We start from the raw sequence: 17,211 nt of genomic DNA on the forward strand, positions 1-17,211 counted from the left end.
TACCGCGTGGGCCGCGTGTGCCCCGTAGGGGCGCGCCGGTGCCGAGAGCCCGAGCGCGCGCAGGCCCGACGAAGGAGGGCTGAGCACGGTCGGGCTCTCGGCACCGGCTGTGGCGCCCCGTAGGCGAACGAGCCAAAAAAGGTGCCTGAGCACGGTCGGGCTCTCGGCACCGGCTCAGGCGCCCCGGAGGCGAACGAGCCGATAGAGGCTCACGAGCCAATCAAGGTGCGCGCGGCGGGGCCCTGTCGGCGCAGGGGGCGCTCCCCGCCGGTCGGGGCCCCGCCGCGCTGTCGCGGGGGTGCCGGTCAGCCCTGGGTGGCAGCGGCCCGCAGGGCGATCCGGTGCTCGCCCGCGTACACGTTCATGGAACTGCCCCGCAGGAAGCCCACCAAGGTCAGGCCGGACTCGGCAGCCAGGTCGACCGCCAGTGACGACGGCGCCGAGACCGCGGCCAGGACCGGGATGCCGGCCATCACCGCCTTCTGGGCCAGCTCGAAGGAGGCGCGGCCCGAGACCAGCAGGACCGTGCGGGACAGCGGCAGCGCGCCGTTCTGCAGGGCCCGGCCGACCAGCTTGTCCACCGCGTTGTGCCGGCCCACGTCCTCCCGGATGTCCAGCAGCTCGCCGTCCTCGCTGAACAGGGCAGCCGCGTGCAGGCCCCCGGTCCGGTCGAAGACCCGCTGGGCCGCGCGCAGCCCGTCGGGGAGGCTCGCGAGGAGTTCGGGGTCGAGCCGGACCGGGGGAGTGTCCGGGGAGGCGTCACCGTCGTCGATGGCCCACCGGGCCGTCGTACGGACCGCGTCGAGGCTCGCCTTGCCGCACAGGCCGCAGGACGACGTCGTATAGACATTGCGTTCGAGCGTGATGTCCGGGATCACGACACCCGGGGCCGTCCTCACGTCCACCACGTTGTACGAGTTCGAGCCGTCCACCGTGGCGCCCGCGCAGTAGACGATGTTCTGGAGCTCCTTCTCGTCCCCGAGCACCCCCTCGCTCACCAGGAAGCCCGCCGCCAGCGCGAAGTCGTCGCCCGGGGTGCGCATGGTGATCGCGAGGGGTTTGCCGTTGAGGCGGATCTCCAGGGGTTCCTCGGCGACGAGCGTGTCCGGGCGGGTGGAGACCACGCCGTCCCGGATACGGATCACCTTGCGTCGTTCCGTGACTCGTCCCATGTTCCGATCAGTCCCATCAGTCCCGGTTCTGCACGTGCTGGTAGCCGAAGCGGCCCTTGATACAGAGGTTGCCGTGGGTCACCGGGTTGTCGTGCGGCGAGGTGACCTTCACGATCTCATTGTCCTGCACGTGCAGGGTGAGGTTGCAGCCCACTCCGCAGTAAGCGCACACGGTCGTCGTTTCCGTCTGCGCCGACTCGTCCCACGTACCCGCCGCCCGCATGTCGAACTCGGACTTGAAGGACAGAGCTCCCGTCGGACACACCTCGATGCAGTTCCCGCAGTACACGCACGCCGAGTCCGTGAGCGGCGCGTCGTGCTCGACCGCGATCCGGGCGTCGAAGCCGCGCCCGGCGACGGAGATGGCGAAGGTGTTCTGCCACTGGTCGCCGCAGGCGTCCACGCACTTGTAGCAGAGGATGCACTTGTCGTAGTCGCGGACGTACAGGTCGTTGTCGATCTTCGGCTCTTCGTCGAGGCGGGCCGCGTCCGGGCCGAAGCGGTCCGGCTTCGCCTCGTACTCCTTGATCCATTCGGCGACCTCGGGCGTTGTCGACAGGTCGACCGAGGACGCGAGCAGTTCGAGCACGATCTTGCGGCTGTGGCGGGCGCGCTCGGTGTCGGTCCGTACGTCCATGCCGGGCTCCGCCTTGCGGGAGCAGGCCGGGACGAGGGTCCTGGCCCCCTCGACCTCGACGACACAGACCCGGCAGGCGTTCTTCGGGGTGAGCGTGTCGCCCTGGCAGAGGGTGGGGATGTCCTTTCCGGCCGCCCGGCAGGCGTCGAGGATCGTCGAGCCCTCGGGGGCCCTGGCCGTCTCCCCGTCGATGGTGAACTCCAGCAGGCGGCGGGGGATTCCCAGTGGTGTCACGGTCATGCGTACGCCCCCAGACGGTCGATGGCGGATTCCACGGCGTTCCACGCGGTCTGCCCGAGACCGCAGATCGAGGCGTCCCGCATCGCGCGGCCGACCTCGCGCAGCAGGGCGATGTCGTCGGCCGCGGCGGCGCCGGTCCGCTCCACGATCCGGTGCAGCGCCTCCTCCTGCCGTACGGTCCCGACCCGGCACGGCACGCACTGGCCGCAGGACTCGTCGCGGAAGAACTCGGCGATGCGGAGCAGGAGCCGGGGGAGGGGGACGGTGTCGTCGAAGGCCATGACGACGCCCGAGCCGAGCGTGGTGCCCGCCTCGCGGGTGCCCTCGAAGGTGAGCGGGATGTCCAGCTCGTCGGGGCGCACGAAACCGCCGGCGGCGCCGCCGAGGAGGACGGCACGCAGCCGGTCGCGTACACCGGCGAGTGTGAGCAGCTCCCCCAGGGTGGCGCCGAAGGGCAGCTCGTAGATGCCGGGGCGGCCGACGCTGCCCGACACGCAGTACAGCTTCGGTCCTGTGGACCTGGGGGTGCCGATCGCGGCGTAGGCCTGTGCGCCCATGGTGAGGATGGGCAGGACGTTGACGAGTGTTTCGACGTTGTTCTCGACGGTGGGTTTGCCGAACAGACCCTTCTCCACGGGGAAGGGCGGTTTCGAGCGCGGTTCCCCTCTGTACCCCTCGATCGAGTTGAACAGGGCGGTCTCCTCACCGCAGATGTACGCGCCCGCGCCGCGCCGGATCTCGATGTCGAAGGCGTAGCCGTGGCCGAGGATGTCGTCGCCGAGCAGGCCGCGTGCCCGTGCCTGTGTGATGGCGTGCTCCAGGCGGTGCAGTGCGCGTGGGTATTCACCGCGCAGGTACAGGTACCCCTTGTGGGCCCCTGCCGCGTACGCCGCGATCGTCATCGCCTCGACGAGGGCGTACGGGTCGCCCTCCATCACCACCCGGTCCTTGAAGGTGCCGGGCTCGGACTCGTCCGCGTTGCACACCAGGTAGTGCGGGTGGTCGGGCTGCGATGCCGTGGCCTGCCATTTGCGGCCGGTGGGGAAGGCGGCGCCGCCGCGCCCGACCAGGCCCGCGTCGGTGACTTCGCGGATGACTCCGGCGGGGCCGAGGGCGAAGGCGTGGCGGAGGGCTGTGTAGCCGCCGTGTGCGCGGTAGTCGTCCAGGGAGGCGGGGTCCACCGCGCCGATGCGCCGGAGCAGGATGAGGCCCGGGTCGCCTGCCTGGGGTACTGCTGTGGCGGCGGGGGGTTCGGCTGTGGCTGCCTCCGGGGCGGTGGCCGCGAGGGCGGTGCCGTCCGGGGTGGCAGGGGCGACGACGGTGGTGACCCTGGTTGTTTCGCCCCCGCCGCCCCTACCCGTCCCATCCCCGGGGCTCCGCCCCGGACCCCCGCCGGGGGCTCCGCCCCCAGACCCCCGCCTGGGAGTGCCTTGGGTGGGTGCGTTGTGCACGGGCGAGTGGGCGGCTTGTCGGCCTCCGGCCTCGTCCTCAAACGCCGGACGGGCTGGTGATGCCTGGCCTCGGCTGAAAGGTTCGGCCCCGCTCAGCGAAGGTTCGGCCCCGCTCAGCGAAGGTTCGGCCCCGCTCCGCGAAGATTCCGCCCCGCTCCGCGAAGATCCACCCTCGGTCCGGGAGGATTCAGCCTCCGCTTGCGAAGATCCAGCTTCGCTGAGCGAAAACCTGCCCCCAGTGCGGGTGGATCCAGCTCCGGTCTGCGGAGATTCCTCCTCGGTCCGCGATGATCCAGCCCCGGGTCGCGGAGATTCCGCCTCGGTCCAGGGAAATTCAGCCCCTCCGGCGTTTGAGGAGCGGGGGTCCGGGGGCCGGCCCCCGGAAACGGGGTTCGGGGCGGAGCCCCGAGGGGGGTCCAGGGGCGGAGCGCCTGGTGGGGTCGGAGGGGCGGAGCCCCTGGGGATGGGACGGGTAGGGGCGGCGGGGGCGAGATCCTCCTCGGGGGTCACCCCGGCCCGTACCACCAGCGCCGCCGGCGCCCGCTCGCAGAGCCCCAGGCAGGGGCTCCGCTCGACCGAGACCCCGCTGGCCGGGCCCAACCGCGACTCCACCCCGGCGCACAGCTCAGAAGCCCCGGCCACCGCGCACGCGAGATCCGTGCAGACGTGCAGAACCGTCGCGGGACGAGGCTTCACCGAGAACATCGAGTAGAACGTGGCGACGCCGTACGCCTCCGCAGGCGGCACCGTCAGCCGCCGGCACAGATAGCCGAGGGCACCCTCACTGATCCAGCCGACCCGGTCGTTGACGGCGTGCAGCCCCGGCAACAGCAGGTCGCGGCGGTCCCGGGCCGCACGGCCACCCCGCGCCCACCTCAGGTCGGCATCGGACCGGTCGGCGCCCTCCCACGAGGACTCCGGAGGCCCGAGCAGGGCGTCGACGGCCGCCTTCTCCTCGTCCGTGGGCTTGCTGTCGCCGAAGTGCAGATCCACCACATCACCTCACGTAGGTAGCAACCGGCAGCTTCTCGATCCGGATCGCCGAGGCCTTGAACTCCGCCGTGCCCGCGATCGGGCAGTTCGCCTCGATCGTCAGCTGGTTGGTGTCCACCTCGTCGGGAAAGTGCATGGTCATGAAGGCGAGCCCGGGCCGCAGGGCCGGATCGACCCACACCGGCGCCACCACCGAGCCGCGCCGCGAGGACACCCGTACCTCCTCGCCGACCACCACCCCGTAGCGCTCCGCGTCCTCCGGGCACAGCTCCACGTACTCGCCCCGCCGCAGCGGAGAGGCAAAACCACCGCTCTGCACCCCGGTGTTGTACGAGTCGAGCCGCCGCCCGGTGGTCAGCCGGATCGGGAACTCCTCGTCCGTCAGATCCACCGGCGGATCGTGCCGCACCAGCCCGAAGGGTGCGAGCCTGCCCCGCCCGGCCGGGTCCGGGTCCCACAACCGGCCGTGCAGATACGTCGGTTCGAGCTTGTCCGTGTCCGGACAGGGCCACTGGATGCCCTGGTAGGTCTCCAGCCGCTCGTACGTCATCCCGTAGTGGTCCGGCGACACCGACCGCAGCTCGTTCCAGACGGACTCGGCATCGGCGTACTTCCACTCGTGGCCGAGCCGCGCCGCGAGCTCGCAGATGATGTCGATGTCCTCGCGGGCCTCGCCGGGCGGGGTCACCGCCCTGCGTACGCGCTGAACCCGGCGCTCGCTGTTGGTCGTCGTGCCGTCCGTCTCGGCCCACCCGGCGGTCGCGGGCAGCACGACGTCCGCCAACTCGGCCGTCCTGGTGAGGAAGATGTCCTGGACGACGAGGAAGTCGAGGGCGCCGAGCCGCCGTACCGCCTGCTCGCTGTCGGCCTCCGACTGCGCCGGGTTCTCCCCGATGCAGTAGACGGCCCGGAGCGTGCCCTCCTCCATCGCCTCGAACATCTCGGTCAGGTTCAGCCCGTAGCGAGGCTGGATGACGGTGTCCCAGGCGGACTCGAACTTGAGCCGTGCGCCGGGGTCGAGAATGTCCTGGAAGCCGGGCAGGCGGTTGGGGATCGCGCCCATGTCGCCGCCGCCCTGCACGTTGTTCTGGCCACGCAGGGGCTGCAGGCCGGAGCCGTAGCGGCCCACATGGCCCGTCAGCAGCGACAGGTTGATCAGCGCACGCACGTTGTCCGTGCCGTTGTGGTGCTCGGTGATGCCGAGGGTCCAGCACAGCTGGGCGCGCTCGGCGCGGGCGTAGGCGTGGGCCAACTCCCTGACGGCGGCGGCCGGTACGCCCGTCACCTTCTCGGCGAGGGACAGCGTCCACGGCTCGACGAGCGCCTTGTACTCCTCGAAGCCGGTGGTCGCCCGCTCGATGAACGCCTCGTTCGCCAGGCCCGCGTGGATGATCTCGCGTCCGATCGCGTGGGCCATCGGGATGTCGGTGCCGACGTTCAGGCCGAGCCAGCTCTCCGCCCACTCGGCGGTGGATGTGCGGCGCGGGTCGACGGCGTACATCCGCGCCCCGTTCCGTATCCCCTTCAGCACGTGCTGGAAGAAGATCGGGTGCGCGAAGCGGGCGTTGGAGCCCCACATCACGATGAGGTCCGTGTGCTCCACCTCCTCGTACGACGACGTCCCGCCGCCCGAGCCGAAGGCGGCCGACAGGCCCGCGACGCTCGGGGCGTGACAGGTGCGGTTGCACGAGTCGACGTTGTTGGTGCCCATGACGACCCGTGCGAACTTCTGGGCCACGTAGTTCATTTCGTTGGTCGCGCGGGCGCAGGAGAACATGCCGAACGCGCCACGCGCCGCGCCGAGGCCGCGGGCGGCGCGGTCGAGCGCCTCGTCCCAACTCGCCCGCCGGAACGGCTCCTCGCGGGAGTCCCTGATGAGCGGATGTGTGAGCCGGGTGTATGTCTTCGGGGTTCGGTCGCGTTTCTTCATGCGGCGCTCCTCAGCGCGAGCAGGTCCGAGAGGGCGTGGACGGTGCGCAGGGTGGGCACCTCAACACCGGTGATCTCCGCCAACTCGACGACGGCGGCCAGCAGTACGTCGAGTTCGAGCGGTTTGCCGCGCTCCAGGTCCTGGAGAGTGGAGGTGCGGTGGTCGCCGACGCGCTCGGCGCCCGCGAGGCGGCGCTCGATGGAGACGCCCACCTGGCAGCCGAGGGCCTCGGCGACCGCGAGCGTCTCGGCCATCATGGTCTCGATGACCTGGCGGGTGCCGCCGTGCAGGCACATCTGCCGCATGGTCGCGCGGGCGAGCGCGCTGATCGGGTTGAAGGAGATGTTGCCGAGCAGTTTGAGCCAGACGTCATTGCGCAGATCGGGCTCGACCGGGCACTTCAGGCCGCCCGCCCGCATGGCGTCACTGAACGCCGTACAGCGCGCCGAGACACTGCGGTCGGGCTCGCCGATGGAGAACCGGGTGCCTTCGAGGTGCCGTACCACTCCTGGCCCCGCCAGCTCGGTTGCCGCGTAGACGACGCAGCCGATGGCCCGTTCGGGCGCGAGCACCGCACTGACCGCGCCGTCGGGGTCCACGCTTTCGACGCGGTGGCCGTCGTGCGGGCCGCCGTGCCGGTGGAAGTACCACCAGGGAATGCCGTTCTGGGCGGCGATCACCGCCGTCGTGTCGTGCAGCAATGGCTCGATCAACGGCCCGCACGCCGCGTACGAGTTGGCCTTCAGGCCCAGGAAGACCTGGTCGACCGGGCCGACTTCGGCCGGGTCGTCGGTGGCGTGGGCGCGCGCGGTGAAGTCGCCGCGCGGGCTGAGCACCCGCACCCCGTGCTGCCTCATGGCCGCGAGATGCGGTCCACGGGCGATGAGGTGCACATCGGCGCCCGCACGGTGCAGGGCGGCGCCGACGTAGGCGCCGATCGCACCGGCGCCGAGAACTGCGACTTTCATACGAGGGAGCTCCGTTCGGTCGAGGGTACCGAGGAACTGTCGAACTCTGTCGACGAAATATTGTCTACAGTATGGAACTTGGCGCAGCAAGGGTTCGCGCAGCACCGGAGCGAGAGGGTGTGGCTTGGGCCGCCGGTTGGTCCTCTGGAGCCACAGAGTGGTGTCACAAAGCGGTGTCACGAAGTGGTGTCACAAAACGGTGGGGCCCGGCGTCTTGTGGGGTGACACGGTCGAGAGCGCAGAGACAGGAGCCAGTCATGGGAGACCGCGCCGGAGGACACGGCGGGGGCATGAGCGAGGACGGCCGTCCGGACCCCGCCACCGAGACGTTCGTCGCCCACCGCAACCTGCTCTTCACGGTCGCCTACGAGATGCTCGGCTCGGCGGCCGACGCGGAGGACGTCCTCCAGGAGACCTGGCTGCGGTGGGCGGGCGTCGATCTCGACACGGTGCGGGATCGGCGCGCGTACCTGGTCCGGATCACCACCCGCCAGGCGCTCACCCGGATGCGTACACTCAGTCGGCGCAAGGAGTCGTACGTCGGCTCCTGGCTGCCCGAGCCGCTGCTGACCGCGCCCGACGTGGCCGAGGACGTCGAACTCGCCGAGAGCGTCTCGATGGCGATGCTGCTGGTCCTTGAGACGCTCACACCGACCGAGCGGGCGGTGTTCGTGCTGCGCGAGGTGTTCGACCTCGGGTACGGCGAGATCGCGGAAGCCGTCGACAAGACCCCCGCCGCCGTACGCCAGATCGCCCACCGGGCGCGGGCACACGTCGCCGCGCGTCGGCCGCGCGGCGACGTCTCTCCGGCCGAGACCCGAGCTGCGCTCGGCGCCTTCCAGCGGGCGGTCGAAACGGGCGACCTGCAGAGTCTGCTCGACATCCTCGCGCCGGAGGTCGTCCTCCTGAGCGACGGCGGCGGAGTCAAGCAGGCTGTGCCGCGGCCCATCGTGGGGGCCGACAAGGTGGCTCGCCTGCTGGGCGCCGGCGTGCCGAAGATCGGCGGCCGGGCGACGCTCGAACCGGTACAGCTCAATGGCGGCCCGGCCCTGATCATGCGGCTCGGCGGGGAGATCGACAACGTCGTGGCCGTACGGATCGACGACGGCCTCGTCACCGGGCTCTACATCGTGCGCAACCCCGAGAAGCTGTCGCGTGTGGAGCGGGAGACCGCTGTGAGCCGCTGAGTCCGGGGGATCTGAGGGCGCCGGCTTTTCTAATCTATCGATTTTCGATAGGTTTCCATCGTTGCACGATTGAAGGAGGGGTGATGGGAAAGCTGACAGTGCTCGCGCTGCGCGCCGTGCTCGTGGTGCTGCTCGCCGGTTCGGTGTTCGTGCAGGCGGTGATGGTGCCGCTGCTGGCCGTCGATCTGGAGGATCTCGACGCGGACCTCGCGCATGTGCGTACCCCGGTCCTCGTGATCGCGGTCATGGGGATGGTGGCGGTCCAGGTCGTCCTGGTCTGCGTGTGGCGGCTGGTGACGATGGTGCGGCGCGGAACGGTGTTCTCCCACGCCGCCTTCCGGTACGTGGAGGTGGTGATCGGCGCGATGGTGGCGGCCGCGCTCCTCGTGTTCGCGCTCGCGGTCGTCCTGGCGCCCGGCGAAGCCGTGCCCCCGGGCGTGGTCCTCCTCGTGTGCGGGGCCGGCGTGGCGGTCCTGGGGGTCGCGCTCATCGTGCTCGTGCTGCGGATGCTGCTCGCCCAGGCCGTGGAGCGGGACGTCGAGGCGGCGCAGCTGGAGGCCGAGCTGGCCGAGGTGATCTGATGCCGATCGTCGTCGACATCGACGTGATGCTGGCCAGGCGGAAGATGTCCGTGGGCGAGCTCGCGGAGCGCGTCGGGATCACGCCGGCCAACCTGGCGGTGCTCAAGAACGGCCGCGCCAAGGCGGTGCGCTTCGCGACGCTCGCCGCGCTCTGCGAGGCGCTGGAGTGCCAGCCGGGAGACCTGCTGCGCTGGGAGGCCGACGGCGCCGCGGACCAAGCCACTCCGGCCACGGACGGCAACCGGCCAGAAGCCATACCCGGCAGCCCCGGCACACCAGGCACCCCTGACCAACCAGCGCATAACGTCACATGAGGGTTTGTGCGGCCGTGGGGAAGCCTGTCGGGTCCTGGCGAAATCCGGCCAGTGCGACCGTTCGTCGCGCGTTGGATACCGCTCACCGCATACGGTCGACCCGACGGCTTCTCAACCACACGGCTGCCACCTACCTTCCGGGATCATGAGTCCCCCTGTCGCACCGGCCGGCTGGAGCCGCTGGCTCGTTCCCCCCGCCGCCCTCTCGGTCCACCTCTCCATCGGACAGGCCTACGCCTGGAGCGTGTTCAAGCCGCCGCTGGAGTCCGCGCTCGGCCTCAGCGGCACGCAGAGCGCGCTGCCCTTCCAGCTCGGCATCGTCATGCTCGGCCTGTCCGCCGCGTTCGGCGGCACGCTGGTGGAGCGCAACGGGCCACGGTGGGCGATGACCGTGGCCCTCGTCTGCTTCTCCTCCGGCTTCCTGCTCTCCGCCCTGGGCGCCGCCACCGAGCAGTACTGGCTGATCGTGTTCGGCTACGGCTTCGTCGGCGGGATCGGCCTCGGCATCGGCTACATCTCACCCGTCTCGACGCTGATCAAGTGGTTCCCGGACCGGCCCGGCATGGCCACCGGCATCGCGATCATGGGATTCGGCGGCGGCGCGCTCATCGCCTCGCCGTGGTCCGCGCAGATGCTGGAGACCTTCGGCGCCGACTCCTCCGGCATCGCGCTCGCCTTCCTCGTGCACGGGCTGGCGTACGCCGTCTTCATGTCGCTCGGCGTGCTGCTGGTGCGGGTGCCGCGCAGTGTGAAGCCGGTGGCCTCGGCGCCGAGCGCCCTTGAGGGCGTGCAGGTCTCGGCCCGCAGCGCCGTCCGCACGCCCCAGTTCTGGTGCCTGTGGGTCATCCTCTGCATGAACGTGACCGCGGGCATCGGCATCCTGGAGAAGGCCGCCCCGATGATCACGGACTTCTTCGCCGACTCCTCCATGCCGGTCTCGGCCGGGGCGGCCGCCGGATTCGTCGCGCTGCTCTCCGCGGCCAACATGGCGGGCCGTATCGCCTGGTCGTCGACGTCCGACCTGATCGGCCGCAAGAACATCTACCGCGTCTACCTGGGCGTGGGCGCGCTGATGTATCTGCTCATCGCGCTGCTCGGGGACTCGTCGAAGCCGCTGTTCATCCTCTGCGCGATCGTCATCCTGTCCTTCTACGGCGGCGGCTTCGCGACCATCCCCGCCTATCTGAAGGACCTCTTCGGCACCTACCAGGTCGGTGCGATCCACGGCCGGCTGCTCACCGCCTGGTCCACGGCCGGGATCCTCGGACCGCTGATCGTGAACTGGATCGCCGACCGGCAGGAGGAGGCCGGCCGGACCGGCCCGTCGCTGTACGGGCTGTCGTTCTTCATCATGATCGGGTTGCTCGTCGTCGGCTTCATCGCCAACGAGTTCGTCCGGCCCGTCCACGCCCGCCACCACGTCCCGTCCCCGAAGGAGGCCGCCGATGTCCAGCGACAGCAGTCCGAAAACGCCTGACCGGCGGGCACTGATCGCCTTCGCCTGGGTATGGGTGGGGGTGCCGCTCGGATACGGGCTGTACGAACTCGTGCGAAAGGCGACGCAACTGTTCACCGGGTGACCCGGCAGGTGTTCGGGCGTCCGAGGGTCTGACAGAAGCCCACAACCCGGACGCCCCAATCCTGTCGCCTCACCCGCCCTCGTACCCGTGAGTCACTGATCAGACTGGTGAATCCCGCTGACCCAGCAACGAGGGGGACCACCCGAATGAACGGCTCGCGCATTGCCGCCGTCGGCCACTACCAGCCCGCCAGGGTGCTCACGAACGAGGACCTGGCGGGCCTGGTGGACACCAGCGACGAGTGGATCAGGAGCCGGGTCGGCATTCGTACGCGCCACATCGCCGGCCCCGACGAGCCGGTCGACGAGCTGGCCGCACACGCCGCCGCCAAGGCGCTCGCCGCGGCCGGCCTCGCCCCGGACGCCGTCGACCTGGTCGTCGTCGCCACCTCCACGGCCGTCGACCGCTCCCCGAACATGGCCGCCCGTGTCGCCGCCCGCCTCGGTATCCCGTCGCCGGCCGCGATGGACGTCAACGTCGTCTGCGCCGGCTTCACACACGCCCTCGCCACCGCTGACCACGCCGTCCGCGCCGGCGCCGCCACCCGGGTCCTGGTCATCGGCGCCGACAAGATGTCCGACGTCACGGACTGGACCGACCGTACGACGTGCGTGCTCGTCGGCGATGGCGCCGGCGCCGCGGTCGTCGAGGCCTCCGGGCCGGGCGAGCCCGGCATCGGGCCCGTGCTGTGGGGTTCGGTGCCCGAGATGGGGCACGCGGTACGGATCGAGGGGACGCCCGCGCGGTTCGCGCAGGAGGGGCAGAGCGTCTACCGCTGGGCGACCACCCGGCTTCCGGCCATCGCGCGCCAGGCCGTCGAACGGGCGGGACTCACCCCCGACGACCTCGCCGCCGTCGTCCTCCACCAGGCCAACCTGCGGATCATCGAGCCGCTCGCGCTGAAGATCGGCGCGGTGAACGCCGTGGTGGCACGGGATGTGACCGAGTCCGGCAACACGTCCGCGGCGAGTATTCCGCTGGCCTTCTCGAAGCTCGTCGAGCGCGGTGAGGTCTCCACCGGGGACCCGGTGCTGCTGTTCGGCTTCGGCGGGAACCTGTCGTACGCGGGGCAGGTCGTCCGCTGCCCGTGAGGGGCTCCCGGGCGATGGAGCCCCGCTGTGGTGCCCTGCTTCCGACTGTGGTGTCCGGCCGTGGGTGTCCGACTGTGGTGTCCGGCCGTGGTGTGACGTGCCCAACTCCTCGTGGGCCTGGCCATTGTGCACCGTAGACTGTAGACGAAAGCCAATTCATACTGGCCTTTGACTTTCCGTTTGCAGCGCCTGGTGGTGCTCGGAGGGGGACCGCGATGTTGTCGGCAGGACTTCCGCAGGGGGCGGTGCCCAAGCTCGAACGCCCCGGACCGTTGCGCGACCGTGTCTACGAGGCTCTGCTCGAACTGATCACCACGCGCGCCCTGCGCCCCGGCCAGCACCTCGTCGAGAGCGAACTCGCCGGTCACCTCGGAGTGTCCCGGCAGCCCGTGCGCGAGGCCCTGCAACGGCTGAACACAGAGGGCTGGGTCGACCTGCGCCCGGCTCAGGGGGCGTTCGTGCACGAGCCGACCGAGGAGGAGGCCGACCAACTCCTCACCGTACGCACGCTGTTGGAGGCCGAGGCGGCCCGGCTCGCCGCCGCCACCGCGGGCACCGCGGGCATCGCCGCCCTGGAGGAGCTGTGCGCCGAGGGCGAGCGGGCCGTCGTCGCCGACGACGTGGACGGCGCGGTCGCGATGAACGCCCGCTTCCACGCGAAGGTCATGGAACTCGCCGGAAACGTGGTCCTCGCCGAACTCGCCGCCCAGGTAGACCGCCGTGTCCGCTGGTACTACACGCCGGTGGCCCGGCAGCGCGGGCAGCAGTCCTGGATTGAGCACCGCGAACTCATCGCGGCCATCGAGGCCCGCGACGAACAGCGCGCGACCGAGGTCATGCGGGCGCACACCGAACACACGCGCAAGACGTACCACGAGCGCCCGCGACCGTAGCCCACGGTCACGCGAAGCGCCTCGAAGCCCCTCGAAGTCCGTCGAAGTCCCTCGAAGCGGCCCCAAGCGCACCGGGCCGCCCAAGTGCACGCACTGCTTTGTCCTGTGAGTGGAGAAAGTTGGAAGCAATTCGTGCGCAACTTCTTCCCAGCCACGGCAGCCGCTGCTACGTTCCCCTCGAAAGCAAGCCACACAGAGGTGGCCGGAACCCGACGGACGCAGGCCGGTTGAGGCGGGGAGGGGCTCGTGAGACGTATGACGGCTCGACCCGCGAACGCGCACCAGGCCAGGCTGCTGCGCCTGTTGCGGGACGGCGGCCCCAACTCCCGGGCCCAGCTGGGCGATCAGGTCGACCTCTCGCGGTCGAAGCTGGCCGTCGAGGTGGAACGGCTGCTGGAGACGGGCCTGGTCGTGGCCGACGGACTCGCCGCCTCGCGCGGTGGCCGCCGCTCCCACAACATCCGGCTCGCCCCCGCGCTCCGCTTCCTGGGCGTCGACATCGGGGCCACCTCCATCGACGTCGCGGTCACCAACCCGGAGCTGGAGATCCTCGGGCACATCAACCAGCCCATGGACGTACGGGAAGGGCCCGTCGCCGTCTTCGAGCAAGTCCTGTCCATGGCCGCCAAGTTGAAGGCCTCCGGGCTCGCGGAGGGGTTCGACGGCGCCGGCATCGGCGTCCCGGGCCCGGTCCGCTTCCCCGAGGGTGTTCCGGTGGCCCCGCCGATCATGCCGGGCTGGGACGGGTTCCCGGTGCGCGAGGCACTCAGCCAGGAACTCGGCTGCCCGGTCATGGTCGACAACGACGTGAACCTGATGGCGATGGGGGAACAGCACGCGGGCGTCGCACGCTCCGTGGGCGACTTCCTCTGCGTCAAGATCGGTACCGGTATCGGCTGCGGCATCGTGGCCGGCGGTGAGGTCCACCGCGGTACGACGGGCAGCGCGGGCGACATCGGGCACATCCTCGCCGTACCGGACGGCCGCCCGTGCGCCTGCGGCAACCGGGGCTGCCTGGAGGCCCACTTCAGCGGCGCCGCGCTCGCCCGCGACGCCGTGGACGCCGCCCAACAGGGGCAGTCGGCGGAACTCGCGACCCGTCTGGAGGCGAACGGCACCCTGACCGCCGTGGACGTCGCCGCCGCGGCCGCCGCGGGCGACGCCACCGCCCTCGACCTGATCCGCGAGGGCGGCAACCGCACCGGTCAGGTCATCGCCGGACTCGTCAGCTTCTTCAACCCGGGCCTGGTGGTGATCGGCGGCGGGGTCACCGGCCTCGGCCACACCCTGCTCGCCGCCATCCGAACCCAGGTCTACCGCCAGTCGCTGCCGCTTGCGACCGGCAACCTGCCCATCGTGCTGGGGGAGTTGGGCCCCACCGCCGGTGTCATCGGCGCGGCCCGGCTCATCAGCGACCACCTGTTCTCTCCCGCGTAACCGCTCCGTCGGTTACGCCACCAGCACAGCGCCCTGCTCTGCCCTGCCTGAAAACGCTTGCCGCACAAGCGAAGCACATGCGAAGCACAAGCGAATTCGCCTTGAAACCGGCCCGCACGCCCGCCAAGGGGAACCCACATGGCACCAGAAACACCGCTGCTCACCATGTCCGGTATGACCAAGTCGTTCCCCGGAGTCCGGGCCCTCGACGGCGTCGACCTCGATGTCCAGGCCGGCGAAGTGCACTGTCTGCTCGGCCAGAACGGCGCCGGAAAGTCCACCCTCATCAAGGTCCTGGCCGGCGCCCACCAGCCCGACGGAGGCACCATCGGCTGGCGCGGCGACCATGTCACCCTCCGCTCGCCCATCGCTGCCATGCGCCTCGGCATCGCCACCATCTACCAGGAACTCGATCTGGTGGAGCACCTGTCGGTGGCCGAGAACGTCCACCTCGGCCATGAACCCACGGCCGCCGGTTTCGTCGTACGACGGAGGACCGCGCGGTCCTCAACCGCCCAGCTGATGAAGCGACTTGGGCACTCGGAGATCGATCCGGCCCGGCTCGTCGGGGAACTGTCGGCCGCCCAGCAGCAGATCGTCTCCATGGCCCGGGCGCTCTCCCACGACGTACGCCTCATCGTCATGGACGAGCCGTCCGCCGCGCTCGACCCCGACGAGGTCGACAACCTCTTCCGGATCGTGGGGGACCTGACCGCCGACGGGGTCGCCGTCGTCTACATCTCGCACCGCCTGGAGGAGATCCGCCGCATCGGCGACCGGGTGACCGTACTGAAGGACGGGCGGGCCGTGGCCGGAGGGCTGCCCGCGAAGACCACGCCGACCCGTGAGGTCGTGGCGCTGATGACGGGCCGGAACGTCGAGTATGTCTTTCCGGAGCGGCCCACGTCTCCGCCCGGTGCTGGCACACCGGTGCTCCAGGTGCGGGGGCTGGCGCGCGACGGAGAGTTCGAGCCCTTCGACCTGGACGTCCAGGCGGGCGAGATCGTCGGCCTCGCCGGACTCGTCGGCTCGGGCCGCTCCGAGATCCTGGAGACGATCTACGGCGCCCGCAAGCCGACGACCGGTCAAGTCCAGGTCGACGGAAGGCCGTTGAAGCCAGGCAGCGTACGGGCCGCCGTGCGGGCCGGGCTCGGGCTCGCTCCCGAGGAGCGCAAGGCGCAGGCGCTGCTGATGCTGGAGTCCGTCACGCGGAATGTGTCCGTGTCCTCCATGTCCCGCTTCTCGCACGGGGGTTGGATCGACCGGGGCGCCGAGCTGGCTGCCGCGCGGGCCGCGACGCGGGAGCTGTCGCTGCGCCCCGACAACCCGTCCGTGCCGGTGCGCACGCTCTCCGGCGGCAATCAGCAGAAGGCGGTCCTCGCGCGCTGGCTGCTGCGCGGCTGCCGCGTCCTGCTGCTCGACGAGCCGACCCGAGGCGTCGACGTCGGCGCCCGCGCCGAGCTGTACGCGGTCGTGCGGCGCCTCGCCGACGAGGGCCTGGCCGTGCTGCTGGTCTCCAGCGAGGTGCCCGAGGTGCTCGGGCTCGCCGACCGGGTGCTCGTGCTGCGCGAGGGCAGGGTCGTGCACCGGGCGCCCGCGGGTGAACTCGACGAGCACCGCGTCCTCGACCTGGTCATGGAAGGAAGCCCCACGGGTCCCACGGTTCCCCCGGGTCCCACGAAAGGAAGCTCCATGGAAGGAACCCCGGCGTCATGACGCAGCCCGTATCCCCGCCCCGGGGCACCACCGACAAGGTGCAGCCGGAGCGTGAACTCCCCCCGTGGCGCACCGTGTTGTTCCGCGCCGACGTCCGCACCCTCTCGCTCCTCGGCGTCCTCGCCGTGCTGGTCGTCATCGGCGGCATCACCAAGCCCGACGAGTTCCTCGACACCCGCAACCTCCAACTCGTCCTCACTCAGGCTTCGGTGATCGGTGTCGTCACGGTCGGCATGACCTTCGTCATCACCTCCGGCGGCATCGACCTGTCGGTCGGCGCGATCGTCGCCCTCGCCTCCGTCTGGGCGACGACGGTCGCGACACAGGAGTACGGCTTCGGAGGCATCCTCTTCACGTCCGTCATCGTCGGCCTGGGCTGCGGCCTGGTGAACGGCCTGCTCATCGCGTACGGCGGGATGGTCCCCTTCATCGCCACCCTCGCCATGCTGGCCTCGGCCCGCGGACTGGCCCTGCAGATCACCGACGGCAGGACCCAGGTCGTCACCGTGGACGGCGTCCTGGACCTCGGCGAGCGCGACGCGTACGTGCTGGGCATCCCGCCGCTCGTCATGGTCTTCGCCGTCGTCACGATCATCGGCTGGCTGATCCTCAACCGCACCACCTTCGGCCGCCGCACGGTCGCGGTCGGCGGCAACGCGGAGGCGGCCCGGCTCGCCGGCATCGACGTACGACGGCAGCGGCTGTACCTGTACCTGCTGTCCGGGCTGTGCTGCGGCATCGCCGCGTTCCTGCTGATCATCCTGTCCGGCTCGGGCCAGAACACCAACGGCAACCTGTACGAGCTCGACGCCATCGCCGCCGCGATCATCGGCGGCACGCTGCTCAGCGGGGGCCGCGGCACCATCACCGGCTCCGTGCTCGGGGTGCTGATCTTCACCACGATCACCAACATCTTCGCGCTCAACAACCTCCAGAGCGACGTCCAGCAGATCGCCAAGGGCGCGATCATCGTCGCCGCGGTCCTGGTCCAGCGACGTACGGCAAGCACGACCTGACACGG

Annotated in this window: 13 protein-coding genes and 3 pseudogenes; 10 read left to right on the forward strand and 6 right to left on the reverse strand. The window is 70.6% G+C overall.

Features of this window, described 5'->3' with window-relative positions; all coding sequences use genetic code 11:
• Positions 1-305: 305 nt before the first annotated feature.
• The 6 genes and pseudogenes from fdhD to ACWD3C_RS32455 all read right to left on the reverse strand — a co-directional run bounded on the left by fdhD (position 306) and on the right by ACWD3C_RS32455 (position 7,391).
• Positions 306-1,172, reverse strand: a complete 867-nt coding sequence (gene fdhD / locus ACWD3C_RS32430) for a formate dehydrogenase accessory sulfurtransferase FdhD (protein WP_451149746.1) — start codon at positions 1,170-1,172, stop codon at positions 306-308.
• Positions 1,173-1,188: 16 nt separating this feature from the next.
• Positions 1,189-2,049 (reverse strand): 2Fe-2S iron-sulfur cluster-binding protein, encoded by an 861-nt coding sequence (locus tag ACWD3C_RS32435; RefSeq protein ID WP_451149747.1) that lies wholly within the window; start codon positions 2,047-2,049, stop codon positions 1,189-1,191.
• Positions 2,046-3,374 (reverse strand): annotated as a pseudogene (locus ACWD3C_RS32440) (complex I 51 kDa subunit family protein); the annotation flags it as partial. The pseudogene ACWD3C_RS32440 and the gene ACWD3C_RS32435, both read right to left, overlap by 4 nt.
• 635 nt (positions 3,375-4,009) lie before the next feature.
• Positions 4,010-4,493: pseudogene (locus ACWD3C_RS32445) on the reverse strand (NADH-quinone oxidoreductase subunit NuoE family protein); the annotation flags it as partial.
• Positions 4,494-4,497: 4 nt separating this feature from the next.
• Positions 4,498-6,423 (reverse strand): molybdopterin oxidoreductase family protein, encoded by a 1,926-nt coding sequence (locus tag ACWD3C_RS32450; protein ID WP_451149748.1) that lies wholly within the window; start codon positions 6,421-6,423, stop codon positions 4,498-4,500.
• Positions 6,420-7,391 carry a 2-dehydropantoate 2-reductase gene (locus ACWD3C_RS32455; RefSeq protein ID WP_451149749.1) on the reverse strand — a complete coding sequence of 324 codons (972 nt, stop codon included), beginning with the start codon at positions 7,389-7,391 and terminating at the stop codon, positions 6,420-6,422. The genes ACWD3C_RS32450 and ACWD3C_RS32455 overlap by 4 nt, the downstream gene beginning before the upstream one ends.
• A 257-nt stretch (positions 7,392-7,648) precedes the next feature.
• Here ACWD3C_RS32455 and ACWD3C_RS32460 point away from each other — a divergent pair, with 257 nt between their 5' ends.
• The 10 genes and pseudogenes from ACWD3C_RS32460 (at position 7,649) to ACWD3C_RS32505 (ending at position 17,206) form a co-directional block, all read left to right on the forward strand.
• Positions 7,649-8,578 (forward strand): RNA polymerase sigma-70 factor, encoded by a 930-nt coding sequence (locus ACWD3C_RS32460; protein ID WP_451149750.1) that lies wholly within the window; start codon positions 7,649-7,651, stop codon positions 8,576-8,578.
• A gap of 83 nt (positions 8,579-8,661) precedes the next feature.
• Positions 8,662-9,159 (forward strand): DUF2975 domain-containing protein, encoded by a 498-nt coding sequence (locus tag ACWD3C_RS32465; RefSeq protein WP_451149751.1) that lies wholly within the window; start codon positions 8,662-8,664, stop codon positions 9,157-9,159.
• A pseudogene (locus ACWD3C_RS32470) lies at positions 9,159-9,377 on the forward strand (helix-turn-helix domain-containing protein); the annotation flags it as partial. The gene ACWD3C_RS32465 and the pseudogene ACWD3C_RS32470, both read left to right, overlap by 1 nt.
• A gap of 241 nt (positions 9,378-9,618) precedes the next feature.
• Positions 9,619-10,950, forward strand: coding sequence for an OFA family MFS transporter (locus ACWD3C_RS32475; RefSeq protein ID WP_451149752.1), 1,332 nt, complete (start codon positions 9,619-9,621; stop codon positions 10,948-10,950).
• Positions 10,919-11,053: an MFS transporter small subunit gene (locus tag ACWD3C_RS32480; RefSeq protein ID WP_451149753.1), complete on the forward strand. Its 135-nt coding sequence runs from the start codon at positions 10,919-10,921 to the stop codon at positions 11,051-11,053. Before ACWD3C_RS32475 ends, ACWD3C_RS32480 begins: the two co-directional genes overlap by 32 nt.
• A 146-nt stretch (positions 11,054-11,199) precedes the next feature.
• The gene (locus tag ACWD3C_RS32485) at positions 11,200-12,144 is read left to right on the forward strand and encodes a beta-ketoacyl-ACP synthase III (protein ID WP_451149754.1); all 945 of its coding nucleotides are present in this window, start codon (positions 11,200-11,202) and stop codon (positions 12,142-12,144) included.
• Between the two features lie 215 nt (positions 12,145-12,359).
• Positions 12,360-13,037, forward strand: a complete 678-nt coding sequence (locus ACWD3C_RS32490) for a GntR family transcriptional regulator (protein ID WP_451149755.1) — start codon at positions 12,360-12,362, stop codon at positions 13,035-13,037.
• Positions 13,038-13,292: 255 nt separating this feature from the next.
• Positions 13,293-14,474, forward strand: coding sequence for an ROK family protein (locus tag ACWD3C_RS32495; protein WP_451149790.1), 1,182 nt, complete (start codon positions 13,293-13,295; stop codon positions 14,472-14,474).
• Between the two features lie 138 nt (positions 14,475-14,612).
• Positions 14,613-16,190, forward strand: a complete 1,578-nt coding sequence (locus tag ACWD3C_RS32500) for a sugar ABC transporter ATP-binding protein (RefSeq protein WP_451149756.1) — start codon at positions 14,613-14,615, stop codon at positions 16,188-16,190.
• Positions 16,187-17,206 (forward strand): ABC transporter permease, encoded by a 1,020-nt coding sequence (locus tag ACWD3C_RS32505; RefSeq protein ID WP_451149757.1) that lies wholly within the window; start codon positions 16,187-16,189, stop codon positions 17,204-17,206. Before ACWD3C_RS32500 ends, ACWD3C_RS32505 begins: the two co-directional genes overlap by 4 nt.
• Positions 17,207-17,211: the final 5 nt, after the last annotated feature.

The sequence above is a fragment of the Streptomyces sp. NPDC002845 genome, assembly GCF_053591955.1.